General features: G+C 67.4%; 20 protein-coding genes and 1 riboswitch. Of the genes, 8 read left to right on the top strand and 12 right to left on the bottom strand.

All coding sequences use genetic code 11. The annotated features are described in order from the left end of the window. Positions 1-15: 15 nt before the first annotated feature. Complete coding sequence (locus ACS5PM_RS03600) at positions 16-3,654, top strand: pilus assembly protein (protein ID WP_439385490.1); 3,639 nt, start codon at positions 16-18, stop codon at positions 3,652-3,654. Then, positions 3,651-4,145, top strand: a complete 495-nt coding sequence (locus ACS5PM_RS03595) for a type IV pilin protein (RefSeq protein WP_439385488.1) — start codon at positions 3,651-3,653, stop codon at positions 4,143-4,145. The genes ACS5PM_RS03600 and ACS5PM_RS03595 overlap by 4 nt, the downstream gene beginning before the upstream one ends. Before the next feature lie 33 nt (positions 4,146-4,178). On the opposite strand, the gene nrdR is transcribed toward ACS5PM_RS03595, so the two are convergent. From nrdR to ACS5PM_RS03580, 3 genes are all read right to left on the bottom strand, one after another. Further along, positions 4,179-4,622, bottom strand: a complete 444-nt coding sequence (nrdR, locus tag ACS5PM_RS03590) for a transcriptional regulator NrdR (protein WP_439385486.1) — start codon at positions 4,620-4,622, stop codon at positions 4,179-4,181. A gap of 38 nt (positions 4,623-4,660) precedes the next feature. After that, positions 4,661-5,911 (bottom strand): serine hydroxymethyltransferase, encoded by a 1,251-nt coding sequence (gene glyA, locus ACS5PM_RS03585; RefSeq protein ID WP_439385484.1) that lies wholly within the window; start codon positions 5,909-5,911, stop codon positions 4,661-4,663. A 73-nt stretch (positions 5,912-5,984) separates the two neighbouring features. After that, positions 5,985-6,116, bottom strand: a riboswitch (ZMP/ZTP riboswitch). 44 nt (positions 6,117-6,160) lie between these two features. After that, positions 6,161-7,072, bottom strand: coding sequence for a transglycosylase SLT domain-containing protein (locus tag ACS5PM_RS03580; RefSeq protein WP_439385482.1), 912 nt, complete (start codon positions 7,070-7,072; stop codon positions 6,161-6,163). 264 nt (positions 7,073-7,336) lie between these two features. On the opposite strand from ACS5PM_RS03580, the gene ACS5PM_RS03575 reads away from it, so the two are divergent. From ACS5PM_RS03575 to msrA, 3 genes are all read left to right on the top strand, one after another. Then, on the top strand, positions 7,337-8,887 hold the full coding sequence (locus tag ACS5PM_RS03575; protein WP_439385480.1) for a UbiD family decarboxylase domain-containing protein: 1,551 nt from the start codon (positions 7,337-7,339) through the stop codon (positions 8,885-8,887). Between the two features lie 323 nt (positions 8,888-9,210). Further along, entirely contained in the window at positions 9,211-12,867 is a 3,657-nt protein-coding gene (locus ACS5PM_RS03570) for a DUF748 domain-containing protein (RefSeq protein ID WP_439385478.1), read from the top strand. Positions 12,868-12,878: 11 nt separating this feature from the next. Then, positions 12,879-13,421 carry a peptide-methionine (S)-S-oxide reductase MsrA gene (gene msrA, locus ACS5PM_RS03565; RefSeq protein ID WP_439385476.1) on the top strand — a complete coding sequence of 181 codons (543 nt, stop codon included), beginning with the start codon at positions 12,879-12,881 and terminating at the stop codon, positions 13,419-13,421. 25 nt (positions 13,422-13,446) lie between these two features. On the opposite strand, the gene pdxH is transcribed toward msrA, so the two are convergent. Further along, positions 13,447-14,082 (bottom strand): pyridoxamine 5'-phosphate oxidase, encoded by a 636-nt coding sequence (gene pdxH / locus ACS5PM_RS03560; RefSeq protein ID WP_439385474.1) that lies wholly within the window; start codon positions 14,080-14,082, stop codon positions 13,447-13,449. A gap of 139 nt (positions 14,083-14,221) precedes the next feature. Between pdxH and ACS5PM_RS03555 the strand changes: the two genes are divergently transcribed. After that, positions 14,222-14,845, top strand: a complete 624-nt coding sequence (locus tag ACS5PM_RS03555) for a nucleotidyltransferase family protein (protein ID WP_439385472.1) — start codon at positions 14,222-14,224, stop codon at positions 14,843-14,845. Positions 14,846-14,861: 16 nt separating this feature from the next. Here ACS5PM_RS03555 and ACS5PM_RS03550 read toward each other — a convergent pair whose 3' ends face one another. Then, complete coding sequence (locus tag ACS5PM_RS03550) at positions 14,862-15,449, bottom strand: gamma-glutamylcyclotransferase (RefSeq protein ID WP_439385470.1); 588 nt, start codon at positions 15,447-15,449, stop codon at positions 14,862-14,864. A 105-nt stretch (positions 15,450-15,554) separates the two neighbouring features. On the opposite strand from ACS5PM_RS03550, the gene edd reads away from it, so the two are divergent. Together edd and eda are read left to right on the top strand one after the other, a co-directional pair. Beyond that, a complete protein-coding gene (gene edd / locus ACS5PM_RS03545; RefSeq protein WP_439385468.1) occupies positions 15,555-17,378 on the top strand; it encodes a phosphogluconate dehydratase in 1,824 nt (607 codons plus the stop codon). A gap of 21 nt (positions 17,379-17,399) precedes the next feature. Next, on the top strand, positions 17,400-18,023 hold the full coding sequence (gene eda, locus ACS5PM_RS03540; protein ID WP_439385466.1) for a bifunctional 4-hydroxy-2-oxoglutarate aldolase/2-dehydro-3-deoxy-phosphogluconate aldolase: 624 nt from the start codon (positions 17,400-17,402) through the stop codon (positions 18,021-18,023). Here eda and ACS5PM_RS03535 read toward each other — a convergent pair. From ACS5PM_RS03535 to ACS5PM_RS03505, 7 genes are all read right to left on the bottom strand, one after another. Then, positions 18,020-18,865 (bottom strand): SDR family NAD(P)-dependent oxidoreductase, encoded by an 846-nt coding sequence (locus ACS5PM_RS03535; RefSeq protein WP_439385464.1) that lies wholly within the window; start codon positions 18,863-18,865, stop codon positions 18,020-18,022. The two genes, eda and ACS5PM_RS03535, sit on opposite strands and share 4 nt — an antisense overlap. A gap of 79 nt (positions 18,866-18,944) precedes the next feature. Further along, entirely contained in the window at positions 18,945-19,901 is a 957-nt protein-coding gene (locus ACS5PM_RS03530; RefSeq protein WP_439385462.1) for an MBL fold metallo-hydrolase, read from the bottom strand. A 16-nt stretch (positions 19,902-19,917) separates the two neighbouring features. Further along, a complete protein-coding gene (locus tag ACS5PM_RS03525; protein ID WP_439385460.1) occupies positions 19,918-21,123 on the bottom strand; it encodes a hypothetical protein in 1,206 nt (401 codons plus the stop codon). Between the two features lie 94 nt (positions 21,124-21,217). Continuing rightward, positions 21,218-21,640 (bottom strand): ExbD/TolR family protein, encoded by a 423-nt coding sequence (locus ACS5PM_RS03520; protein WP_439385458.1) that lies wholly within the window; start codon positions 21,638-21,640, stop codon positions 21,218-21,220. A gap of 15 nt (positions 21,641-21,655) precedes the next feature. After that, a complete protein-coding gene (locus ACS5PM_RS03515; RefSeq protein ID WP_439385456.1) occupies positions 21,656-22,087 on the bottom strand; it encodes an ExbD/TolR family protein in 432 nt (143 codons plus the stop codon). Positions 22,088-22,165: 78 nt separating this feature from the next. Continuing rightward, entirely contained in the window at positions 22,166-23,005 is an 840-nt protein-coding gene (locus ACS5PM_RS03510) for a MotA/TolQ/ExbB proton channel family protein (protein WP_439385454.1), read from the bottom strand. Positions 23,006-23,124: 119 nt separating this feature from the next. Further along, entirely contained in the window at positions 23,125-23,802 is a 678-nt protein-coding gene (locus ACS5PM_RS03505) for an energy transducer TonB (protein ID WP_439385452.1), read from the bottom strand. Positions 23,803-23,821 lie beyond the last annotated feature (19 nt).

Genomic DNA, 23,821 nt, shown 5'->3' with positions numbered 1-23,821 from the left:
TTCGAGGATCGATCCATGTCGAATTCCCGCTTCCCGCAGCTCCTCGGACTCGCCAGTCTCGCGTCCTCCGCCCTCGCGTGTGCTCTGGCCGCCGGCGCCGCGCAAGCGGCCGAGCCGGCGCAGATCCCGCTCACCAGCCGCGTCTCCGAGCCCCCGCCAGCCAACGTGCTGCTGACCATCGATGACTCGGGTTCGATGCTGGCGGACTTCATGCCGGAGGGCAACTTCACGCTGCCCACGTGGCCCACCAAGACGCTCAATCTGGGCAACGGGTGGGTGGGCGGCTTCCCGGGCGACGCCCGGAAGCTCGACGGAGAGTCTCCGACAGGCAATTACCTCGACGGCGTGGTGACGGGCTTGAAGGGCAGCGAGACCGTGTACCAGATGCAATACCGGTCGCCCGACGTGAACCCGATCTTCTACAACCCCGACCTGCGCTATTCACCCTGGTACAAGCCGGATGGGAGCGGCAGCCGGATGGCGAATGCCTCGACGACGGCCACGCGCTGGGATCCGGTGGTCAGCACGGCAACGTTCCAGCTCAACAAGAACTACACCGGCGGGTCCAAGATCACCACCGTCTGGTACACGGCGGCCGGAACCAAAGGCTCCAACTCGCGCGACTTCTATCCAGGCCTGGTCTATCGCCTCAAGGCCGGCGCGGACCCGACCCTGACCGCCAGCTATACGCGCTACGACATCAATGCCACCGATGGCACGCACGCGCCTGGCCTCAAGCATGCCAACCGCACCGACTGCGCCGGCACCAAGTGCACCCAGGCCGAGGAGCTGCAGAACTTCGCCAACTGGTTCACCTACTACCGCATGCGTGAATCGCTCACCAAGGCGGCGGTGTCGGAGACCTTGGTGCCCATGAAGGACAAGATCCGGCTCGGCTGGGCTCGGATCAACAAGTCCAACTCGGAAAAGCTCGACGGTGTGAGCTTCACCCGCATCGAATCAGAAACCAACGGTGGTCCGATGCGCCAACTGGATGGGACCCGCCTGGCCAAGGTGCTCGGCGGCGTTCAGCAGATCTCTTCGTGGCCGAGCACGCCTCTGCGGATCACGCTCAACGAGATCGGCCGGTACTTCGACGTCAACCAGCGCGGCGCCACGGGGAGCCCCTGGCTGACCAATCCCGCCGACATCAATTCGTCCAAGCTCGCGTGCCGCCGGTCGGTGCACCTGATGATGACGGACGGCTATTACAACGACTCGTACGCCAAGACGGGCAATGCCGACAATTCGAATGGGCCCGACTACTCAGGCCCCGTTAACGACCCGTATGGCTACACGCCGACGCAGTACATCGCGCAAAAGCCCTACAACGATGCGTACTCCGACACGCTGGCGGATATCGCGACCTACTACTTCAAGAGCGACCTCGACACGGCGATCAAGAACAAGGTGGCGCCCGTTTCCGGTGACATCGCGTTCTGGCAGCACCTGACGCAGTACATGGTGGGCCTGGGAGTCAAGGGCACGCTGGACACCTCGACGCCGGCTGCCAAGCAGCTCACTCTGGAGAAGATCAAGTCGGGCGCGCTTTCGTGGCCCAATCCCTGCGCGAGCTGCACTGCTGAAAAGATCGACGACATGTGGCACGCGGCCGTGAACACGGGCGGCGACTTCTTCTCCGCCTCCAACGTCACGGAACTCACCACTGCGTTGCAGTACTCGCTGGGCAAGGCGGCCGGGAACGAAGCCAAGGAGGCGGGCGTCGCCACCGCCTCGGCCACGATCGTGGCGAACAACGTCAAGTACGTCCCGAAGTACAAGTCGGTGTCGTGGTACGGCGACCTGGAGGCCTGGGCGCTCAACTCCGATGGCGAGACTGAAGGCGACACCGCGAAGTGGAAGGCGTCCGAGCACCTGCCCGCGTTCACGGCCCGCAATCTCTACACCTGGTCCGGCAAGACCTCGATGGCCTTCCAGTGGACATCGATGGACAGCAGCACGCAGCAGCTCGTCGGTTCACAGGATCTCACCAACTACATCCGCGGCGATACCAGTCTCGAAAGCGGCGTCGGCAAGAAGTTCAGGTCCCGGGCCGGCCAGTTGCTCGGTGACTTTGTCAACTCACCGCCAGTGGTCGTGCAAGGCCTGGTGGATCTCGGCTATGCAGCGATCAATCCTTCGTACACCGACTACGTGGTGGCGAAGAAGGCCCGTCCCGATTCCGCCATCTTCGTTGGCGGCAACGACGGAATCCTGCATGCGATTCGCGGTTCCACAGGCGCGGAGGTCTACGGGTACTTGCCCCGCACCGGGCTGTCCAATCTGAAGACGATTGCGGCGGTCGACTACGGTACCAAGACCAACTTCCACCACTTCTTCGTCGATGGGCCGGTCGCCGAGACGGACGCCTACATCAGCGTCGGGGGGGCGGGCGAGGCGTGGTCTAACCTGATCGTGGGCAGCATGGGCGCTGGCGGCAAGGCCTTCTTCGCCTTGCATGTGCCGACATCCGACCCGACGGCGATGGGCGCGAAGTCTCTCCTGTGGGAAAACTCGGGCGCCGATGACGGCGACATCGGCTACATCTTCAGCGACATCTCGGTCGGCAAGGTCCGCAACGGAGGCTGGAAGGCCTTCGTGGGCAATGGCGTCTACAGCAACAGCGGCAATGCCGTGCTGATGATCGTCGACGTGGCGACCGGCAAGATCGAGAAGAAGATCACTGTGGAGAACGGTGGGTCCAACGGTCTCATGGGCGTGTCGCTCGTCAAGGACGACAAAAGCAAGGAAGTGGTCGCAGCATATGCGGGCGACTTGAAGGGCAATCTCTGGCGCTTTGATTTCGCCAGCGGAAACGCGTCCGACTGGAACGTCAGCTTCAAGGGTCAACCCCTGTTCCGAGCCACCGACGCGTCCGGCAATGCACAGCCCATCACCGTCCCGCCCGTGTTCGTCAACCACACCATCAAGGGCCGGGTCGTCCTGTTCGGCAGCGGCAAGCTGATCGACAGCGCGGATGCGGATTCGGCGGCCGTGCAGAGCTACTACGGCGTCTGGGATCCGATCAAGGTCGGGGACTCGGCGCTGAACGAGGTGAGTCCCTTCGACAGCGTGCGGGTGGACCGATCGGCACTTCAACTCAATACGGTGTCGACCGACCCCAAGACCACCAAGAGCGGCGTCTACTACGAGATTTCCACCACGCCGGTGAACTGGGAAACCCAGCTGGGCTGGATGTTCGACCTGCCGTTCTCGCGCCAGCGGGTGATCTATCCGTCCGTCATTCTCGGCATGGACTATGTGCTGCTGAGCACCGTCGTACCTGCCCCTGTAGCGGCAGAGTGTGAATCGACCAACGGCCTGGGCTACAACTACATCCTCAAGGCGCAGGATGGGACCCAGCTCGACGTGCCGATCTTCGACACCGACGGCGATGGCGACGTCGACAGCGACGATGAGATCGCCGCCGGCTACCAGTCTTCGAGCGACGGCCGGGATGCCATCGTCAGCGATCCGGATCGCCCGCTGCAAGGTGGTGACGAATCCGGCGGTCAGGGCCTCATCTGCAACACCGAAAACGTGTGCAAGCGCGTCGACCTGCCGCCGCCGCCCACGCCGCCGTGCCAGAACAACTGCAGTGGAAGCATCAAGGATCGCATCTGGCAGCAGATCCTGAATCCCCCGCACCCATGAAGAGCCAGGAGATCCAGTACATGAGGAACGTCGTGGTGCGTGCGGACCGCCGAGTCAGGCTTGGAGCAGGCGGCTTCACGCTGGTCGAGATGATGATCGTGGTCGCGATCATCGGCATACTGGCGGCCATCGCCTATCCCTCCTATACGGAACAGGTCAGGCGAAGCAAGCGTTCGGAGGCTCAGACGGGCATCCTGGAGGTGTCGCAGTATCTGCAGCGGTACTACATGGCCCAGAACACCTTCACTGGCGCCGACGCCGACACGGTGTTCAAGGATCCCCATTGGGACAGGATCCCACGCGACCTCGGGCGCGCACAGACTTATTCGGTGTCACTGGAGAACATAGCCTCTTCCAATGGACTGTCCTACAAGATTCGTGCAACTCCCGTGGCGGGGGAGGATTCGGATCCCAGATGCGGTTCGCTGACACTCGACGACAAGGGCTACAAGGACAACAGCACGCATAACGTCAGCGAATGCTGGAAATGACCCGACCCTCCTCTGCCGCGACGGCAGAGCGGGTCAGATTTCCTTGATCAGGCGGCTGAACTCGTCCACGTCCTCGAAGCTTCGATACACCGAAGCGAAGCGGACGTACGCCACCTTGTCCAGCCGCTTGAGCTCTCGCATGACGAGTTCGCCAATGCGGGTCGAGGGCACTTCGCGCAGTCCGGTGGCCAGCAGCTTGTCCTGAATGCGCTCAATGGCGGCGTCCACCTGTTCGATGCTGACCTGGCGCTTGCGCAGCGCGAGCGTCATCGAGGCGCGCAATTTCGCCGGGTCGAACTCGACCCGGGCGCCACTGCGCTTGACTATCGCGGGCAGGGAAATCTCGGCCCGCTCATAGGTCGTGAAACGCTTGTCGCACTTGGTGCAGCGCCTTCGCCGCCGCACCACGTCACCCTCGTCAGATTCCCGGGTCTCGACGACCTGGGTTTCGACGTGGGCGCAGTAGGGGCAGCGCATGGCGTGAGCAGCTCAGTGGGACAAGGCCGGATGCGCTGTCAGCGGTAGACCGGGAAGTCCCGCGTGAGTGCAGCCACCTGCTCGCGTACGCGGGCGATGTTGGCTTCGTCGTGCGGCTTGTCCAGCACGTCGGCGATCAGGTTTGCCGTTTGGCGGACCTGCGCTTCCTTGAAGCCGCGCGTCGTCATCGCCGGCGTCCCCAGGCGGATCCCGCTGGTGACCATGGGCTTCTGTGGGTCGTTCGGGATGCCGTTCTTGTTGCAGGTCATGTGGGCCGCGCCCAGGATCGCCTCGGCCTCCTTGCCGGTCAGGCCCTTGGGACGCAGATCGACGAGCATGACGTGGCTCTCGGTGCGGCCGCTGACGATGCGCAGACCGCGCTCGGTCAGGGTGTCGGCGAGCACCTTGGCATTGGCCACCACTTGCTGCTGGTAGACCTTGAACTCGGGCTGCAGCGCCTCCTTGAAGGCGACGGCCTTGCCGGCGATCACATGCATCAGCGGGCCGCCCTGGATGCCGGGGAAGATCGCCGAGTTGATCTTCTTGGCGATGGCTTCGTCGTTCATGAGCACGATGCCGCCGCGCGGGCCGCGCAGGCTCTTGTGGGTGGTGGAGGTCACCACGTCGGCATGCGGAACCGGGTTGGGATAGACGCCGGCCGCGATGAGGCCGGCGTAGTGCGCCATGTCGACCATGAAATACGCGCCGATGGCCTTGGCCACGCGGGCGAAGCGCTCGAAGTCGATGTGCAGGCTGTAGGCCGAGGCCCCCGCGATGATCAGCTTGGGTTTGTGCTGGTGGGCCAGGCGTTCCATCGCCTCGTAGTCGATGGCCTCGTTGGCGTCGAGTCCGTAGCTCACTACCTTGAACCACTTGCCGCTCATGTTGAGCGCCATGCCGTGGGTGAGGTGGCCCCCTTCGGCCAGGCTCATGCCCATGATGGTGTCGCCGGGCTGCAGCAGCCCGAAGAAGACCGATTGATTGGCCTGCGAGCCGGAGTTGGCCTGCACGTTCGCGTACTGGGCGCCGAAGAGCTCCTTCAGCCGGTCGATGGCCAGCTGTTCGACGACGTCAACATACTCGCACCCGCCGTAGTAGCGCTTGCCCGGGTAGCCTTCCGCGTACTTGTTCGTCAGCTGCGAACCCTGCGCGGCCATCACGGCGGGCGAGGTGTAATTTTCCGACGCGATGAGCTCGATGTGCTCTTCCTGGCGGCGGTTTTCGGCCTGGATGGCAGTCCAGAGGTCGGGGTCGACGTTGGCGATCGTCGATTGCGAGCGGTCGAACATGGAACGGTTCCTTCAGATGGGGCGGTTGCACCCACGCGGCCCGCGACCCCTTTTCTTCGGGGTATCACGGTCGGCAGGCTGCCCAGGCGAACGGCTGATCAGGCAGTGTCGGTCCCTGCCTTCGCGCTTCCCGGTGGTGATCCACCTCGCGGCTGCCCCGGCCTTGCGGCGGGCGGCGGCCCTATCGCCAGTTGCGCGTGTCCCTAGTGTATCCCGCGTGCACGATTGAACGCGCCAGGCCGTGGGGCTTCAGCGGGCCAGGGCGACCTGTTCCGGCACGGAGGGGCGGGCGTCCGCGCTCGGAGGCACGGCAGCCTCCGCCGGTGGCACAGGCGCGGAGGCCGCGCTCGGTGCCGTGGCGGCCACTGAGGCGGTCGGCAGCGTCACCGTCACCGACACCTGCTGCCCGGCAGCGACCCGGGTCAGGTGGTGTTGCTCGGCCAGGACGCGCGCGGCATAGCCACCGTCGTCTTCGGCATTGCCGCTGCCGACATAGAACTTCAGTCCCGCTTCCAGGCCGCCGGCGCGGGCGATGCACTCCTTGAGCACTTGCACGCCCACGCGCAGGTTCGTCACCGGGTCGAACGCAGCCAGCTTGCCGCCGAAGACCTCGTACTTGTCGTTGTGCACCCGCGTCATGACCTGCATCAGGCCCTGCGCGCCGACCGGGCTCTGGGCGAACGGATTGAAGCTGGACTCGATGGCCACGATCGCCAGGATCAGCGTCGGGTCGAGTCGGGCGCGCTGACCGACTTGCCAGGCCTCCTGCACCAGGCGCGCCACCGGCTCGGGTGCGACGCGGTAGCGGCGCGACAGCCAGCTCGCGACGGCCGCCTGCTGCCGGTTCAGGGCCGCCGGGTCGGTGGCCAGGGCGCGGGCGAGCGCGGCGCTGTCCGCGTCGTCCGGGCCGGCGACGTAGCCGGCCTCTTCCGCTCGGGCGGTGTGCCGCTGCTGCAGCCAGTCGAAAGCCTGCTGCTCGACGCTTTCGCGCAGGTCGGCGCGGCCGGCGGCGAAGATGATCAGGGCCACGACGAGCAAGCCCACCAGGGCCAGCATGTTGTGGCTGACATCGAGCAGACCATTGCCGACGTCGCGCAGGAAGATGCTGCTCGATCGTTGGGCGGCCTGGGCCATGCGCAGCCACCATCGGGGCTCGGTCATGTCCATCCTTCCTCTGTGCACCGCCCGCAGGTTCGGCTGGCCGCGACGGGCCTGCCAGCTGCCAGGGGCTGGTGATAATCGGCTGCCACCTCGCAAAGGCGTGCTGCAAAGTGCAGACGCGCCGGCGGCAGAGCGGGGTGCTTACCCTCTCTTGGCGCCCAACGTTGGCGCGGGTAAACCCTTGTAGCGGTTGTTGCGGCGGATTTTGGAAGCTGGGAAATAACCAGTCAAGGATAAGAGGCTGCCTTCTAATTACTTTATTGTATGAAATATCGCGACTTGCGGGGCTTCGTGGAGGGCCTCGAGGGCTGCGGCGAGCTGCGCCGCGTGGCTGCGCCGGTGTCGCCGCAGCTCGAGATGACGGCCCTGGCGGACCGAGTTCTGCGAGCCGGGGGGCCGGCGCTGCTGCTGACCAACGTGCCGGGCTTCGAAATGCCTGCGCTGGTCAACCTGTTCGGAACCCCCAGGCGGGTGGCCTTGGGCATGGGCGCGGACGATGTCGCCGAATTGCGGGACGTCGGCCGGTTGTTGGCCGCGCTGAAAGAGCCCGATCCCCCGACCTCCCTGCGCGAGGCGGGCAAGCTGTGGGACATGGCCAAGGCGGTGTGGGACATGAAGCCCGCCCGGGTCGGATCGCCGGTTTGCCAGGAGGTGGTGATCGAGGAGCCGGAGATCAACTTGGCGCGCCTGCCCATCCAGCTTTGCTGGCCGGGCGACGCTGCGCCCCTGATCACCTGGGGTCTGGTCATCACGCGCGGTCCGCGCGGCGTGCCGCGCCCCAGGCTGAGACAGAACCTCGGCATCTACCGCCAGCAGGTCATAGGCCGGCGGCAGGTCATCATGCGGTGGCTGGCGCATCGCGGCGGCGCGCTGGATTTTCGCGACTTCGCGCGCGTGAACCCGGGCCGGCCCTTTCCCATTGCCGTTGCCTTGGGGGCCGATCCCGCCACCACGCTGGGGGCCGTCACGCCGGTGCCGGACACCTTGTCGGAGTACCAGTTCGCAGGACTGTTGCGGGGCGGAAGGACCGAGGTGGCCGACAGCTCGGTGGGCGAGGGCGACCTGAAGCTGCAGGTGCCGGCCCGCGCCGAGATCGTGCTCGAGGGGCACATCCCGCCAGCACCAGCCGGCTATGAGGGCCGAAGCGAGGCTGGCGTGCCCCTGCGCGAAGTCAACGGGTACCTGCATGCACTCGAAGGCCCGTACGGCGACCACACGGGCTACTACAACGAGCAGGACTGGTTTCCGGTCTTCGAGCTGTCGCGGCTGACCCACCGGCGCGACCCGATCTACCACTCCACCTACACGGGCAAGCCGCCTGACGAGCCGGCCATCCTGGGCGTGGCGCTGAACGAGGTGTTCGTGCCCATCCTGCAGAAGCAGTTTCCGGAGATTGTCGACTTCTACCTGCCTCCCGAGGGCTGCAGCTACCGGATGGCCGTGATCTCGATCCGCAAGAGCTACGCCGGGCATGCCAAGCGTCTGATGTTCGGCCTGTGGAGCTTCCTGCGACAGTTCATGTACACCAAGTTCATCGTCGTCACGGACGACGACGTGGACATTCGCGACTGGAAGGAAGTGGTCTGGGCCATCACCACCCGCATGGACCCGGTTCGCGACACCACGCTGGTCAGCGATACGCCGATCGACTATCTCGATTTCGCGTCGCCGGTCAGCGGCCTGGGTGGCAAGATGGGGCTGGACGCGACGAACAAATGGCCGGGCGAGACCCAGCGGGAATGGGGCCGTCCGATCGTCATGGACCCGGACGCCAAGCGCCGGATGGACCGGCTCGCCGACGACCTGCTGCGCTGACCGGATCGGTCATACAGGCCCACTGGATGGGCATGTAAAGATGCTTGCCGCATCCCAGGGGCTGTCGCAAACTGGATTTGCCTTTCGAGGCAAACACCCGTAAGCGCAATTCCAGCGCCTACGGAGCCCTGGCCGAATTTCGTGCCGGAGCTCCACTGAGTGGCATCGCTACTCACAGGCCCCCCGTCCGCAAGGGCGGGGGGCTTCGTCGTTTCTGGCGGGGCCCGAGGGCGTGGTCCCCGTGCCGATTGAAACAAGCCCTGGAGCCGAGGTCGTCACAATCTCGGTCCACCCATTCGGGCCGTGGCCTCGTTGGCATCCTCATGCGATTGGAATTTCTCGCGCGCCGTCGGCGCGCCCTGGTGGCATTGGCCGTGGGCCTGGTGCTCCCTGTGCTGCTGTCATGGCTGGTGCTGCCATGGTGCTTGCGCGGATTTGCCGAGGCACGCGCGTCCGCGCAATTGGGACGGCAGGTCACCATCCAGGGCCTGCGGATCAACCCTTTGCGCCTCAGCTTGGGCATGGATGGCGTGACCATCGCGGGTCCTGCCGGTGACGCCAATCCACAGCTCAAGCTGGCCCACGCCGACATCAACGCGGACCTGCGCAGCCTCTGGCGACGGGCGCCCGTCATCGAGGCAGTCGAACTCCAGGGCCTGGACGTCCGACTCGCCCGCGTGGCCGACGGCCGGTATGACTTCGACGACGTCATGGCGCGCCTGCGCCCCGCCGAGCCTGCGGCCCACGCCGAGCCGGCGCGCTTTGCTCTGTACAACCTCCGCCTGTCGGACGGCAGCATCCGTTTCGATGACCGGCCGAAGGGACGGGTCCACGAAGTGCGTGCGATCCAGCTCGGCCTGCCGTTTCTCTCCAACCTCGAAGATGCAGTGGACGTCAAGGTGGAGCCCCAGCTGGCCTTCGAGCTGGACGGCGCCGCCTTCGACACCGGCGCTCAAGCCAAGCCGTTTGCGCGCGATCGAGAAGGCACGGTGACGCTGAAGACGGGCGACATCGACGTCGCCGCCTGGTTGCCCTACCTGCCGGCGGACCTGCCCGTGCGGCCGGTGGCCGGACAGGTGGCCGTGGACCTCAGCGTGCAATTCTGGATGCCGCCGGACGTGGCGCCGAAGGTGAGCGTCAAGGGTGAGCTGCGTGCCAAGGGCGTGCGCGTCGCCGATGCCGCGGGGACGACCTGGGCAGAGTTCAAGGCCTTGTCGCTGCAACTGGCCGATGCCGAGCCGCTCATGCGACGCGCCAGGCTGGGCACGGTGACCGTCGATGGGCTGGATGTGCTCGCGCGGCGCGACGAAGCCGGGCGAGTGAACTGGATGCAGGCCATGGCGCCGGGGCAGCCCGCCCCATCAGCCGAACCGCCCCCGACTTCGGCGGCTCAGCCATGGCAATTCGGCCTGGCACGACTGAGCTTGCGCGACAGCCGACTTCGGTGGCAGGACGAGGCAGTCCGGCCAGCCAGCCGGCTCGCGATGGAGAGCTTGCAACTGGAACTGCAGGCACTTCAATGGCCAACGGACGAGAGCACCTTGGCACGGCTGAAGGCACAGGCTTCGCTGTCATCGGGCGAGCAAGCCTCGCGGACCGTTGCCGCGCCCACCTGGCAGGCGACCGGCGAATGGAACGGCGCCGGCGGCCGCCTGCAGCTGCAGGGCAGCGATTGGCCGCTGGGATGGGCCGCGCCGTATGTGGCTTCGAGGCTCAGGTCCCGCATCGACGGCCGCCTCGGCTTTGATCTGACCGCCTTGTGGCAAGGCGCTCCAGGCGCCGCCACGCCGACCCTGCAGCTGGCCTCCCTGCAGGTGGACGACTTCCAGGCCGCCGAGCCCGGAGACCGGCGGCCCGCCGTAGGCTGGAAGCAGCTGCGCCTGGCGGACGTGACGCTCGATTTCGACAAGCGCGGCATGTCGCTTGGCGAGCTGGCTTGGCAACAGCCCACCGTGCGAGCTCGTCGAGATGCCGCCGGTCGAATCGATCTGGCGCAATGGTGGAAGAACTCAGAGGCTGCCGAGACGCCGTCGTCTGGCGCTGCGGCCGGGGGCGATACCCCCTGGCACGTGCAGCTCAAGCGGGCATCGGTGGCGGGCGGGCGTGTGGCCTGGCTGGACGAGGCGGCGGGCGAGGCGGGCCCGGCCGCGCTGGAGCTGCAGGCTCTGGCGCTGGATCTGCGAGACCTGGGCTGGCCCGCGGCGGCCGGCGCCCAGGCGCTTCTTCAGGGCAGCGCCCAGGTTACCTCCGGCGGGCAGTCCAGTCCGGGGCGCCTGAGCTGGAAAGGCGAACTGGGCCAGTCGCCTTGGTCCTGGCGGGGCAGTGCCCGCATCGAGCGCTTTCCTGCGCATGCCGTAGCCTCCTACGCTGGTGCGCTGCCCGTGGTGATCGCCCGCGCTGAAGTGGGATGGACCGGGCAGGTCGCGGCCCGTGCCGAGCCGGCGGGCCTGCGCCTGGCCCTGCAGGGCGACGCGCGCGTGGGTGACCTGAGCCTTTACCCCCGCGCCGGCGCCCAGGGGCCCCGCAGCGGCGAGGAGTTGCTGAGCTGGCAGCTCCTGGAGCTGCCCAAGCTGAAGGTGGACCTCGTGCCCGGCGGGGCGCCGAAGGTCGAGATGGGCGAAGGCCGCCTGAATGATTTCTACGCTCGGCTGGCGGTCGACGAGAGCGGCCACTTCAACCTCGCCGACCTGAACAGCCCGTCGCCTGCCGCTGGGGTGCCGGCGCTGCCAGGGCCCGCCGCCTCGGCGGCCACGGCCGCGTCGGCCCCGCTCGCCGGCGCGCCCGCCCTCGAGCTTTCGGTGGGCGGTCTGCAGCTGGCCAACGGCCGGGTCGACTTCAGCGACCACTTCGTCAAGCCGAACTACAGCGCGGCCTTGTCCGACCTGAGCGGCCGGCTCGGCGCCTTCCGCACCGGCACTCGGGAGATGGCACCGCTGGAGCTGCGCGGCAAAGTCGCCGGCACGGCCCAGCTCGAAGTGCGTGGCGCCCTCAACCCGACTGCCAAGCCGCTGGCGCTGGATGTGCAGGCCAAGGCGACGGAACTCGAGCTCGCGCCCCTGTCTCCCTATGCAGGCAAGTACGCCGGCTATGCGATCGAGCGGGGAAAGCTGTCGATGGATGTCAGCTACCGCATCGATCCGGACGGCCACCTCGACGCGAAGAACCAGATCGTGCTGAACCAGCTCACCTTCGGCGACCGAATCGACAGCCCGGAGGCCACCAAGTTGCCTGTGCTGTTGGCCGTGGCCCTGCTGAAGGACCGCAACGGCGTGATCGATCTCAACCTGCCGATCGGCGGCTCGCTGAACGATCCGGACTTCAGCATCGGCAGCGTGGTGCTCAAGCTGATCGGCAATCTGCTGACGAAAGCCATCACGTCGCCTTTCGCGCTGCTGACCGGCGGGGATGCCGAGGACCTGAGCCAGGTCGAGTTCGTGCCCGGCACGTCGAGACTGGCGCCGTCGGCTTCGGCCGTCCTCGACAAGGTCGCGCGATCCCTGGCCGACCGCCCTGGCCTGCAGATGACGGTGACGGGCGCCGCCGACCCGCTGACCGAGCGGGATGCGATGCAGGGGGCCTGGCTCGACGAAAGGCTCTCATTGGAGCGACGCAAGGACCAGCTGCGTGCCGACGCCGCGGCCTCCGCCCCGGCGGGCGTGCCGACCGCCGATGAGCGCGTCCGCCTGGTCCGTCGCCTGTATGCAGACACCAAGCTCCCCGGCAAGCCGCGCAACGTGCTGGGCCTGGCCAAGGACATCCCGCCGGCCGAGATGGAGGCCCTGCTTCGGGCGTCTTATGTCGTCAGCACCGACAATGCCCGCGAGCTGGCCCTGCAGCGCGGCCTCGCGGTGCGCGACGCCCTGATTGCCAAGGGCCTTCCCAGCGAGCGCCTGTTCCTGGCTGCGCCCAGGCTGCGGGCCTCGGGCGAAGACGAGGCGCACTGGACGCCGCGGGTCCAGCTCAGTCTCGCCACGCCTTGAGGAGCCATGCCATGGAAGACCCGCGCCCGACACAGACGATCACCCTTGCCGGAGGCTGCTTCTGGTGCCTGGAGGCCGTCTACGAGCAGGTCAGAGGCGTGCTGGCGGTCGAATCCGGCTACAGCAACGGCGAGGCGCTTGCCCCGAGCTACGACGAGGTGTGCGGTGGCACCACGGGCCACGCCGAGGTGGTGAGGATCGAGTTCGATCCAGCGGCGGTCAGCCTGCGAGAACTGCTGGAGGTGTTCTTCACCATCCACGACCCCACCACCCGCAACCGCCAGGGCAACGACGTGGGCACGCAGTACCGCTCGGGGATCTACACCCATGACGAGGCACAGGCGGCCGTCGCGCGCGAAGTGCTGGCGGAAGTGAACGAGGCCACCGGCGGCCGGGCGGTCACCGAGCTGGAGCCGCTGCGCAACTACTGGCGGGCCGAGGACTACCACCAGCACTACTTCGTCAAGCACCCCGGCCAGGGGTATTGCGCCTTCGTGGTGGCCCCGAAGGTGGAAAAGTTCCGCCACAGTTTTGCCAGGCTGATGAAGGGTTAGCCCCTTCGACGGGCCAGCCGGCGGATCAGGGGGCGAGCCGCTCGCGTATCCACTGGCCTTCGACGTGCCGGTAGCTCAGCCGGTCGTGCAGGCGTGACTTGCGGCCCTGCCAGAATTCCCAGCGGTCCGGCCGCAGGCGATAGCCTCCCCAGTGGGGTGGGCGGGGTGGATTCAGACCGTGTTGCGCCGCCGCCTTGGCCGCGTTGGCCACGAGCACGGCGCGAGAGGCAATGGCCTGGCTTTGCGGGGATGCCCATGCCCCCAGCCGGGAGTCGAGCGGGCGCGAGCGGAAGTAGGCATCCGATTCCTCCTCGCTGACTTTCTCGACCGTGCCTTCGATGCGCACCACTCGTTCGAGTTCGACCCAGTGGAACTGCAGCGCGGCATGGGGGTTGCCCGCGAGCTCGCGGCCCTTGCGGCTTTCGTAGTTCGTGTACCAGACGATGCCGCTCGCATCGAAGCCCTTGATGAGCACGATCCGGGTCGAAGGCCTGCCGTCGGGGCCGACCGTCGCCAGCGTCATCGCGTTGGGCTCGGGGACTTTGGCGGCCATGGCCTGATCCAGCCAGTCCGAAAACTGGCGCCAGGGTTCGCCGGCCGAGCTTGATTCGTCCAGCTCTGCCCGCTCGTAGCTTTTTCTCAACGAGGCCAGGTCATCCATGGCAGGCAGTGTAGGGGCTAGGCCTTAGGTGATCGTCCCACTGGAACCGAGGGCTCATCGATCCCATCCTAGCCGCATCATTCACGACAAGCTGTGTTGGGCGGGGCGCCCAAGCCCCGAGGGAACGGTCCAGTACACCATGAAGACGCCACCGACCATCATCGTGCTCGGCGCGGGGCGCGGCACCCGCTACACCGGGCCTCGCCACAAGCTCGCCGAGTCCCTGGGCGCCGAGAGCGTGCTCAAGCGGACGGTGAGCAACGCGCTGGCCAGCGGGCTGCCGGTGCTGGTCGTCACCACGCCTGCCTTCGCCGCCGAAGTCGCTGACCTGGTGGCACGGCGAGACATCGTGGTGCTCGGCGAAGCCGACGGCCTGCCCTTGGGGGGCATGGGGGACTCGATCGCCGCGGGGGTCGCCGCGCGGCCCGGCGCGGGCGGCTGGCTGGTCATGCCGGCCGACATGCCGCTGGCCCGGCCGACGTCGATGGCAGCGGTCGCCGCCGCGCTCGCATCGCATCCGCTGGCGTATGCGCAATACCGCGGGCGGCGCGGGCATCCGGTCGGATTCGGGGCCGAGCTCTTTTCCGAGCTCGTGCGCTTGAGCGGCGACGAAGGCGCACGCCGCATCCTGGCCCGTTATCCGGGGCACGCGGTGGAACTCGACGACGCCGGTGTGCTGCTCGACATGGACACCGAGGCCGATCTGGCCAGCCTGCGAGCGCACGTCGCTGCCGAGGACGTTGCCTCCGCGGTCAGGCGCTGAGGGCGCTGCGGCGCCCTCAGTCGCCGGCCAATCGCATCAGGCGCTCCACTTCGCGATCGCGGATGCCGCGTCGGCGCAGTTCCAGGGCGGTTTCACGCAGGTAGTCGAGCGTGCTGCCATAGCGGCCGCGGGCGTGCGCCAGGATGTGACGCATCTGCGCGTCCGCCAGGCGGCCGGTATGGCCCGGGCTGCTGCGGTGCAGGGTGAAGGCCAGGGCCTGCACGGGGCCCCTCGAGGTCCGGCAGGACAGCCAGCGCGGGTCGTACACGCCGGTCGGCATCTCCCTCAGCCATAGCAGACGCAACTCGGCCTCTGCACGTTCGGCCGGCACTCGGAACACAGCGCCATGGCACGAGCCGCCGGCCATGAGCGCAAACACCAGCCCCGGCTGGACCGGCGTGCCGCGGTTGACGCGGGATCGCATGCGAAATGCCCTGTGCCAGCCATGAACCTGCGCCGGCCACTCTGCGTCTATCTCGAACTCGCGTCGCCACAGCAGCGACCCGTAGCCGAAGATCCACAAGGGTTCCCGGCCGCCCCATTCGTGCAGCGTGCGTTCGAGCAGCGGGGCCGGATCGCGCAAGGTGAGCAGTTCATGCTCCATGACGGAAATCTAGCTCAGCCGGCACAGGCTTTGCCGTTCTTGGTTTGACGCTGTAACCAAGTTACCTAATAATCGACCGCTGAGTTACATCGCGAGCCACGCCCCATGAAATCCATTCATCCCGTCCTGGCCGACGTCACTTCCCGCATCCGTGAACGCAGCGCGCCGGGTCGCCAGGCGTACCTGGCGCGAGTCGAGGCGTTGCGCCAGAGGCCCCGCGGCGCCGAGCGCATGGGCTGCGCGAACGTCGCCCACGCCTTTGCCGCCTTGCCGGGTGAAGACAAGCTTCGCATCGTTGCCCAGAAGGCGCCCAACATCGGGATCGTGACCGCCTACAACGACATGCTGTCGGCCCACCAGCCGTACGAAGGCTATCCCGGGCAGATCCGTGCGACGGCCCACCGGCTGGGCGCCACGGCACAGGTGGCCGGCGGCGTCCCAGCGATGTGTGATGGCGTGACCCAAGGCTATCCCGGCATGGAGCTCAGCCTGTTCTCGCGCGACACCATCGCGATGGGCACGGCGATCGCGCTGAGCCACGATGTCTTCGACGCGGCACTGCTGCTGGGCATCTGCGACAAGATCGTGCCGGGGCTGTTGATCGGCGCGCTGCATTTCGGTCATCTTCCCTGCGTGTTCGTGCCGGCCGGGCCGATGGGCTCGGGCTTGTCCAACAGCGACAAGGCCAAGGTGCGCGAGCAGGCTGCGCAAGGCCTGGTGGGGCGCGAAGAACTCCTCAAGGCCGAGCAGGCGGCCTACCACTCGGCAGGCACGTGCACTTTCTACGGCACGGCCAACTCCAACCAGATGCTGTTGGAGGCCATGGGCTTGCACGTGCCGGGCGCTGCCTTCATCCACCCGCACGATCCTCTTCGCACGGCCCTGACGGACGAGGCGGTGAGCACCGTGCTGAGCCTGCGCCAGGGCCAGCGCGACCTGCCCATCGGGCACCTGGTCGATGAGCGCAGCATCGTCAACGCCATGGTGGCCCTGCTGGCCACCGGCGGCTCGACCAACCACCTCATCCATTGGGTGGCCGTGGCACGTGCCGCAGGCATCCTCATCGACTGGAACGACTTCTCCGACCTGTCTGGCGTGGTGCCGTTGCTGGCCCGGGTGTATCCCAACGGCAGCGCCGACGTGAACCAGTTCCAGGCGGCCGGTGGTCCTGGATTCGTGCTGCGAGAGCTGATGCGCGCGGGGCTGATGCATGCAGATGCGCAGGCCGTGGCCGAAGGCGGTATCGCCCGCCATGCCGAGTTGCCTGCGCTGGACGGGGGCCGCGTGCGCTGGCATGCCCTGCCGGATCAGAGCGGCGATTCCAGCGTGGTGCGTACGGCGGACGATCCTTTCTCGGCCACGGGCGGCCTGGCCTTGCTGCAGGGCAATCTCGGCCGGGCGGTGATCAAGGTGTCGGCCGTGCCGGACGATCGCCACGTCATCGAGGCCCCGGCCCGGGTCTTCGACAGCCAGGAGGGCTTGCATGCCGCGTTCAAGGCGGGCGAGTTGGAGCGCGACGTCATCGTCGTCGTGCGGTTCCAGGGGCCCAAGGCCAATGGGATGCCCGAGCTGCACAAGTTGACCCCGCCCCTGGCGGTGCTGCAGGGCAGGGGCCATCGCGTGGCGCTGGTCACCGATGGGCGCATGAGCGGCGCCTCGGGCAAGGTGCCGGCCGCGATTCACCTCAGCCCCGAAGCGCTTGCCGGCGGCCCTCTGGCCAAGGTGCGCGATGGCGACATCATCCGGCTCGATGCGAAGGCCGGAACGCTGGCGGTCCTGCTGCCAGATGATGAATGGGCTGCCCGTCCGTTGGCCGCGCGTACGGAGGAGATGGCCGACGAGGCTGGGCACGGCCTGGGCCGCGAGCTCTTTGGCGGCATGCGCCGCAACGTCGCCAGCGCCGAAGAAGGCGCTTGCACGTGGCTTTGAGTTTCTTGTTTCGACATGCCTATGAACACGCTTGAACTGGCTTCCCACGGACCGGTGATTCCGGTGATCGTGATCGACCGTCTGGAAGATGCGGTGCCTCTGGCACGCGCGCTCGTCGACGGCGGGGTGAAGGTGCTGGAGGTGACGTTGCGCACCCCGGTGGCATTGCGCGCCATCGAGGCGATGGCGCGCGAGGTGCCTGGCGCCATCGTCGGCGCGGGCACGATCCGCAGCGCTGCGGATGCCCGCGCGGCGCGGCAGGCGGGTGCGGTGTTCGGCGTCAGCCCAGGCTACACGGCCGAGGTTGGTGCCGCTTGCCGCGAGGTGGGGCTGCCGTTGCTGCCGGGCGTGGCCACGGCCAGCGAAGTGATGGCCGCGCAGGCTGACGGCCTGTCCTTCCTGAAGTTCTTCCCCGCCACCGCCGCCGGCGGCATCCCCATGCTCAAGGCCCTGGCCGGGCCGTTTCCCGACGTCGCCTTCTGCCCGACCGGGGGCATCACGCTGCAGACCGCGCCCGAGTTCCTCGGGCTGCCGAACGTCAAGGTGTGCGGCGGCTCCTGGCTCACACCGGCCGATGCGGTGAACAGCCGCGACTGGGGACGCATCACCCGGCTGGCCGCCGAGGCCGCTGCATTGCCTCGTTAGGCCGGTGCCGCCGGGGGTGGCGGAGCGATGGGAACGGTGTAGTTCAAGGCCATCCGCCCGCCGTCCACGTGCACGATCTCGCCCGTCATGTAGCGGGCCGCGTCGCTCAGCAGGAAGGCCACCACGTCGGCCACTTCCTCAGGCTCGCCCAGCCGCTTCATCGGCGTTCGGCCGAGGATTCTCAAGCGCGCGTCTTCGCTGGTGAGCACCGCTTCTCGAGCGAGTTCGGTCGCGATGGTGCCCGGGGCGGCGGCGTTCACGCGGATGCCGTGATCCGCCAGGGCCAGCGCCATCGCCCGGGTGAGCTGGTTGATGCCGCCCTTGCTGGCGTTGTAGCTGGCGATGCTGGCGATGGCCATCGAGCCATTGACCGAAGACATGTTGACTATGGAGCCGCCGCCGCCTTGCGCCACCATCTGGCGCGCGACGGCCTGGCCGACCAGGAAGGCGCCCTTGAGGTTCACGTCCAGCACGGCGTCCCAGTCTTGCTCCGTGATGTCGAGAAAATCGGCGGCGCGGAAGATGCCCGCGTTGTTGACCAGGCCGTCGACGCGCCCGAAGGCGAGTGCGGTCGCGGCCAGGGCGGCATCCACGTCGGCTTTGCGAGCGACGTTGCAAGGCATCGCCTGCACCTGGGCGCCGCCTGCGCGCAGGCGCTCGGCCAGCGACTGCGCCACCGCCAGGTTCACGTCCCACAGCGCGACCCGTGCTCCCTCGCCAGCCAGCCTGGCGCTGCAGGCCGCGCCTATGCCTTGCGCGGCTCCAGTGACGATGAACGTGCGGTCGCGAAGGCCGAAGTTCGGGCCCGGGCCGCTCGAGCTCAAGTGAGTGGAAATCGACATGGAAGGTCGCCGGCTTCGCGGGCCCCGGTTGGCTGAGGGGCGGCCAGTTTAGCCACCTGCCGTACGTCGCCTTCGGTCGTCAGCTTCGTTCGCGATCGAGCCAGACGCCCATGCCTTGGGCGTTGAGCTCGATGTCGATGGCCAGCCACTCCAGGATCTGCCCGTCGGTCAGTGTGCAGCCGTGGGCACGAAGGCTCTTCAGGTACAGCGCGCCCAGGGCATCACGCAAGGCCTGGTGGCGCTGCGGATGGTCACGCAGGGCGTGGCCCAGGGTGACCACCTCGTCCAGCAGGGCCATCTGGCTTTGGCCGAGCGACTGGACGTGGCCGAGCCGCCCGAAGTGGGTCAGGTAGACCGCCTCGGGCTCACGCGCCAGCAGGCGCAGCACCGACGATCGCAATGCCTGCGGCTGGAACTGCACGGGTGTGGAGGTCGGAAAGATCCACGGCTCGCCCGCGGCGTTGTCCAGCTCGCGGTACGACAGTCCGAAGGTGTCACCCGTGAACCAGCCTCGCGAGACCGGATCCCAGATGCAGTGGTGGTGCAGGGCGTGGCCCGGCGTGAAGATGAGTTCCAGCTGCCGGTCGCCCAGGCGGGCGGCCATGCCGTCTTCGCTGACCTGGACTCGCTCTGCCGGCACGCCCATGAGCTGGCCGTAGGAGCGGTCCATCTCCTCCTGTCCGTAGACGGCCAGGGCGCCCTGGTACAGGGCGCTGGGGTCGATCATGTGGCGTGCGCCACGCGGATGAACCAGCAGCTGCGCGCGCGGAAGGGCGTGCATCAGCGGGCCCACGCCGCCCGCGTGATCCAGGTGGACATGGGTCGGGATGACCCAATCCACGTCGTCCACGGCGAGGCCCAGCGCCCCGAGCGCGCCCAGCAACCGGGGCAGGGCGTGGCGGGTGCCGGTGTCGATGAAGGCGGCGCGGCCCTCATCGACGATCAGGTAGGCCGCGTCGAAGCGAGGGCGCTGGAAGCCGGTGTCGATGGCGTGAACGCCATGTCCCAGTGGGATCAGCCAGTCGCCGTCTTGCATGGACGATGCGCTCGCGCTAGCCGGCCAGCGCCGCGTACAGCCGGCCGAGGTCGGCCGCGCCGTCGTTGCCCTGTACGCTGCGCAGCGTGCGCTGCCCTTGCGCCTTGGTCTTCGGGTTCTGCACCTGGGCCTGGCCCAGTCGCAGTTTGGCCTCGTCCGGTCGCTTCAGCCCACCCTTGGCGATGCCCTGCTCGATGAGTTGCGCACCCTGTTCAGCCTTGCCCATGCTGGCGAGCAAGGTGCCCGCCTGGACGAGTTCATTGCCGTCCTTGGCGGCGGCAGCCGCAGCAACATCCTTGTCGATGCTCGCTCGTACTTCGGCATCCTGCTTGTTGGCCAGGTCGCGCAGTCGCTTGTGGCGCTCGGCCTCCGGGCCGGTGCCCAACGCGCCGGCGGCGAAGCCCTTGTCGACGATGGCCTTGCCCTCGGCGGCGTAGCCGCTCTGCAGGGCGAGCTGGGCCATCTCCATGAACTCTTCGGTCTTGGTCAGGTTGCCGGTGGCCAGTTTCAGGCGCAGCACATCGAGCGCGAAGCGATCGGAGAAGCCCGGCTTGCGCGGCAGTCGGCCGAGCAGGGCGGCCCAGTAGTCCTTCTTGGGGTAGTAGGCGACGAGCTTCTCGAGCGTGGCGGCCTGCGCTGCCGTGGCGTTCAGGTGCTGCTGAGCGTCGGCCAGGCGCAGCAGGTCGCCTTCGTCGGGTCGGCGTCCGCCTTGCTCTGCGGCCTGGACCGCGGCCGCCGCGTCCTTGGCAATGGCGCTGTAGTCGCCGCTCTGGGCCTGCAGGTAACTTTGCAGCTGCTTGATCTGCGAGCCGCTGGCGCCGGCGGCCAGCGCCTTGTTGAGCCACTGGCTGGCGCGTGCGTTGTCGCGCATCTGGGAGTAGATGAAAGCCAGCGACTCGGCGACCTGGGCCTGCTCCGATCCACTGAGCTTGCCGGTGTTGTAGACCGCTTCGAACGCCTGCGCGGCCGTGGCGTTGTCGCCGGCGCGCTGCGCGGCAGAGCCTCGCATGCGATCGATCATCAGTTGCTCGCCGGCCGTCTTGCCGCCGACGGCATCGGCCTCGCGCACCTTGGCCAGGGCTTCCTTGGCCTTGCCGGCTCGCAGCAGTTCCGAGGCCTGCTGCAGCGGCTTGCCGACCTCGGGCCGCACGCTCTGGGCTTGGGCGGCGCTCAGGCCGCCGGCGGCCACCAGGGCCAGGGTGAGGGCGCGCAGGTTCTTCATGGTTGGAGTTCCAAAGGGAAGTTTGTGCCTGTCAGAAACGCAAACGGGGACCGAACCGCTGACGGCCGATCCCCGGCAGGATAGCGAGTCCGATCTAGTTCATGAACTGTTCGTTCCCGACGATGCCGATCTTGGTGACGCCCAGTCGCTGGGCTTCGGCCATGACCATCGCGACGTACTTGTAGGTCACCAGCTTGTTCGGCCGCAGGTGGACCTCGGGCTGGTCCGGCTGCTGCGCGATGCGGTACAGGCGGGCCTGCAGGTCACCGCGCGTGGGCACCAGCTCGTGGTTCCAGGCGATGGTGCCGTCGAAGTCGACGTCGATCTCGATCACCGTGGGCGGGGTGGGCGGCGGGGCGGACGGGGCCGTGGGCATGTTCATCTTCACCGCGTGCGTCTGCACGGGGATGGTGATGATGAACATGATCAGCAGGACGAGCATCACGTCGATCAACGGCGTGGTGTTCATCTCCACCATCATGTCGTCTTCGCCAGCGGAGCCAACGCTCATTGCCATGATTGGTCTCCTCTTTCAGTGTTTCGGCGGCGGCTCGGTGATGAAGCCGACCTTGGCGATGCCCGCACGCTGGCATGCCACGATCAGACGACCGACCGACTCGTAGCGGACGTTCTCGTCGCCGCGGATGTGCACCTCGGGTTGCGGCTCCTTGACCGCTTCCTTCTTCAGCGCCTCGACCAGGGCTTCGTTGTCCGGCATGCGCTTGGTGTTCCAGTAGACGTCTCCGTCCTTGGACACGGCCAGCAGGATGTTCTCCGGCTTGGTCTGCGTCGGGACGTTGATCTCCTTGGGCAGGGTGAGCTGCACCGACTGGGTCACCACCGGGATGGTGATCAGGAAGATGATCAGCAGCACCAGCATCACGTCCACCAGGGGCGTGGTGTTGATGCTGGAGTTCATCCGCTCTTCTTCGTCGCCGTCAGGCGAGCCTACGCTCATGGCCATCTGGTAATTCCTTCGCTCGTTCGCAAGAGGGCGGTGGGCCCGGCCGCCACCATCCAGCGGCGACCCGGTCCGCCGAGATCACTTCTTGCCGGCCAGCAGCACGTTGTGCAGGTCGCCCGAGAACGCGCGCACACGCTCCATCGCGGTCTTGTTGCGGCGGATCAGCCAGTTGTAGCCCATCACCGCGGGCACGGCCACCGCCAGACCGAAGGCGGTCATGATCAGCGCCTCGCCCACCGGGCCGGCGACCTTGTCGATCGAGGCCTGGCCGGAGATGCCGATGGCGGTCAGGGCGTGGTAGATGCCCCAGACGGTGCCGAACAGGCCGACGAACGGAGAGGTGGAACCGACGGTGGCGAGGAAGGCCAGGCCATCCTGCAGGCGGCTGTTGATGTTCTCGACCGAGCGCTGCACGCTCATGCCGATCCAGGTGTGGCGGTCGATCTGCTCGGTCAGCGTGCCTTCGTGGTGCTCGGCAGCCTTCAGGCCCTGCTCGGCCATGTAGCGGAAGGCGCTGGCTTCGTCCAGGCCCTCGGCGCCCTTGCGCACGGAGCCGGCCGTCCAGAAGGTCTCGGTCGCCGCCTTGGCGCTCCTCATCAGCTTGGCCTGTTCCCAGACCTTGGTGAAGATGATGTACCAGCTGCCCATCGACATGATGACCATGATGATCAGCGTGCCGCGGGCGACGAAGTCACCTTGCGTCCACAGGGCCTCGAGGCCGTACGGGTTGTCGATCGTTTCCTTCTTGACCTCCGGAGTGGGCACGCCCACGGGCGGCGCTTCGGTCGCTGGCGCGGCGGCGGGCGCCGAGGCAGCGGTATCCTGAGCCAGCGCTTCCACGGGGGTGATGGCGACGGCGCCCAGCAGGGCGATGCAGGCGGCCATGAACGGGGCGCGCACGAACTTCAGAAAGGACATGGTTCCTCCAGAGGAGCAAGGAATTGGGGCGCCCGTTGCTATGCCAGCGGCGGTCCGGGCGCTCCCGTTAAGAAAATGTTGCGAGAAAGGTGGTGCAGCGGCGAACCGTGCACCCAGCGTCAACCTTCGATCTTCCAGTCGTAGATGACCGTGGTCTGGCCCCCGACCGGCTTTCCGTTTTCGTCGATACCGGGCTTGAAGGGGCAGGCACTCAGCGCGTCGATCGCCGCCTTGTCCATCGCACGGTGGTCGCGCGTGGCGCCGGAGGGCTTCAGCAGCTCGGCCTTCGTGACGTGGCCCGACTCGTCGACGGTGAAGCGGATGTGGGTGGAACCCGTGGCTTCGTTCTTGCGGGCGGTGGCGGGGTATTCGGGCTTGTCGCAACCCGCCACGTTGAGCTGGGCCGGACGCGCGACTCGCGGCGGTGCAGGAGGCGCCGGCGGTGCCGGGGGCGCAGCGACGACCGGTGCCGTGGGGGCCGGGGGCGGCGCGGTGTTGGTGGTGGTGATCGCAGGCGCCGGAATGGGCGGCGTGTTGACCTGCACTTCCGGCGGCGGCACGAACGCCGGCGGGGGCGGCATGTTCTTGGGCGGAGGCGGGAGGTTCTCTGGAGGCGGGGGCGGCGGAGGCTTCACCTCCTCGATGATCTTGGTCTCCACTGGCTTGATCGCCACCTCGACCACCTTGCGTGCCAGCCCGCTGACGAGGGCGTAGCCCAGCAGGATGTGCAGCACGATGACAACGCCTAGCCCGACGGGATGTTTGCCGGGGTTGCGCTGCGCTTCTGCGTAGTCCACTCGTTTCCTCCAGTCACCC

Origin of the sequence: Ideonella flava, assembly GCF_051857595.1 — a bacterium.
GTDB lineage: Bacteria > Pseudomonadota > Gammaproteobacteria > Burkholderiales > Burkholderiaceae_C > Ideonella.
Note: the sequence above shows the minus strand (reverse complement) of the source record. Positions and strands in the feature narration are given on the sequence as shown.

Coding starts and splice junctions, on each gene's coding strand:
- ACS5PM_RS03535 (WP_439385464.1), bottom strand. CDS start 18,865: ATGTCGATTTCCACTCACTTGAGCTCGAGCGGCCCGGGCCCGAACTTC.
- ACS5PM_RS03600 (WP_439385490.1), top strand. CDS start 16: ATGTCGAATTCCCGCTTCCCGCAGCTCCTCGGACTCGCCAGTCTCGCG.
- ACS5PM_RS03515 (WP_439385456.1), bottom strand. CDS start 22,087: ATGGCCATGAGCGTAGGCTCGCCTGACGGCGACGAAGAAGAGCGGATG.
- ACS5PM_RS03580 (WP_439385482.1), bottom strand. CDS start 7,072: ATGACCGAGCCCCGATGGTGGCTGCGCATGGCCCAGGCCGCCCAACGA.
- ACS5PM_RS03550 (WP_439385470.1), bottom strand. CDS start 15,449: ATGGAGCATGAACTGCTCACCTTGCGCGATCCGGCCCCGCTGCTCGAA.
- edd (WP_439385468.1), top strand. CDS start 15,555: ATGAAATCCATTCATCCCGTCCTGGCCGACGTCACTTCCCGCATCCGT.
- msrA (WP_439385476.1), top strand. CDS start 12,879: ATGGAAGACCCGCGCCCGACACAGACGATCACCCTTGCCGGAGGCTGC.
- pdxH (WP_439385474.1), bottom strand. CDS start 14,082: ATGGATGACCTGGCCTCGTTGAGAAAAAGCTACGAGCGGGCAGAGCTG.
- glyA (WP_439385484.1), bottom strand. CDS start 5,911: ATGTTCGACCGCTCGCAATCGACGATCGCCAACGTCGACCCCGACCTC.
- ACS5PM_RS03575 (WP_439385480.1), top strand. CDS start 7,337: ATGAAATATCGCGACTTGCGGGGCTTCGTGGAGGGCCTCGAGGGCTGC.
- ACS5PM_RS03530 (WP_439385462.1), bottom strand. CDS start 19,901: ATGCAAGACGGCGACTGGCTGATCCCACTGGGACATGGCGTTCACGCC.
- ACS5PM_RS03555 (WP_439385472.1), top strand. CDS start 14,222: ATGAAGACGCCACCGACCATCATCGTGCTCGGCGCGGGGCGCGGCACC.
- ACS5PM_RS03510 (WP_439385454.1), bottom strand. CDS start 23,005: ATGTCCTTTCTGAAGTTCGTGCGCGCCCCGTTCATGGCCGCCTGCATC.
- eda (WP_439385466.1), top strand. CDS start 17,400: ATGAACACGCTTGAACTGGCTTCCCACGGACCGGTGATTCCGGTGATC.
- ACS5PM_RS03520 (WP_439385458.1), bottom strand. CDS start 21,640: ATGGCAATGAGCGTTGGCTCCGCTGGCGAAGACGACATGATGGTGGAG.
- ACS5PM_RS03525 (WP_439385460.1), bottom strand. CDS start 21,123: ATGAAGAACCTGCGCGCCCTCACCCTGGCCCTGGTGGCCGCCGGCGGC.
- nrdR (WP_439385486.1), bottom strand. CDS start 4,622: ATGCGCTGCCCCTACTGCGCCCACGTCGAAACCCAGGTCGTCGAGACC.
- ACS5PM_RS03570 (WP_439385478.1), top strand. CDS start 9,211: ATGCGATTGGAATTTCTCGCGCGCCGTCGGCGCGCCCTGGTGGCATTG.
- ACS5PM_RS03595 (WP_439385488.1), top strand. CDS start 3,651: ATGAAGAGCCAGGAGATCCAGTACATGAGGAACGTCGTGGTGCGTGCG.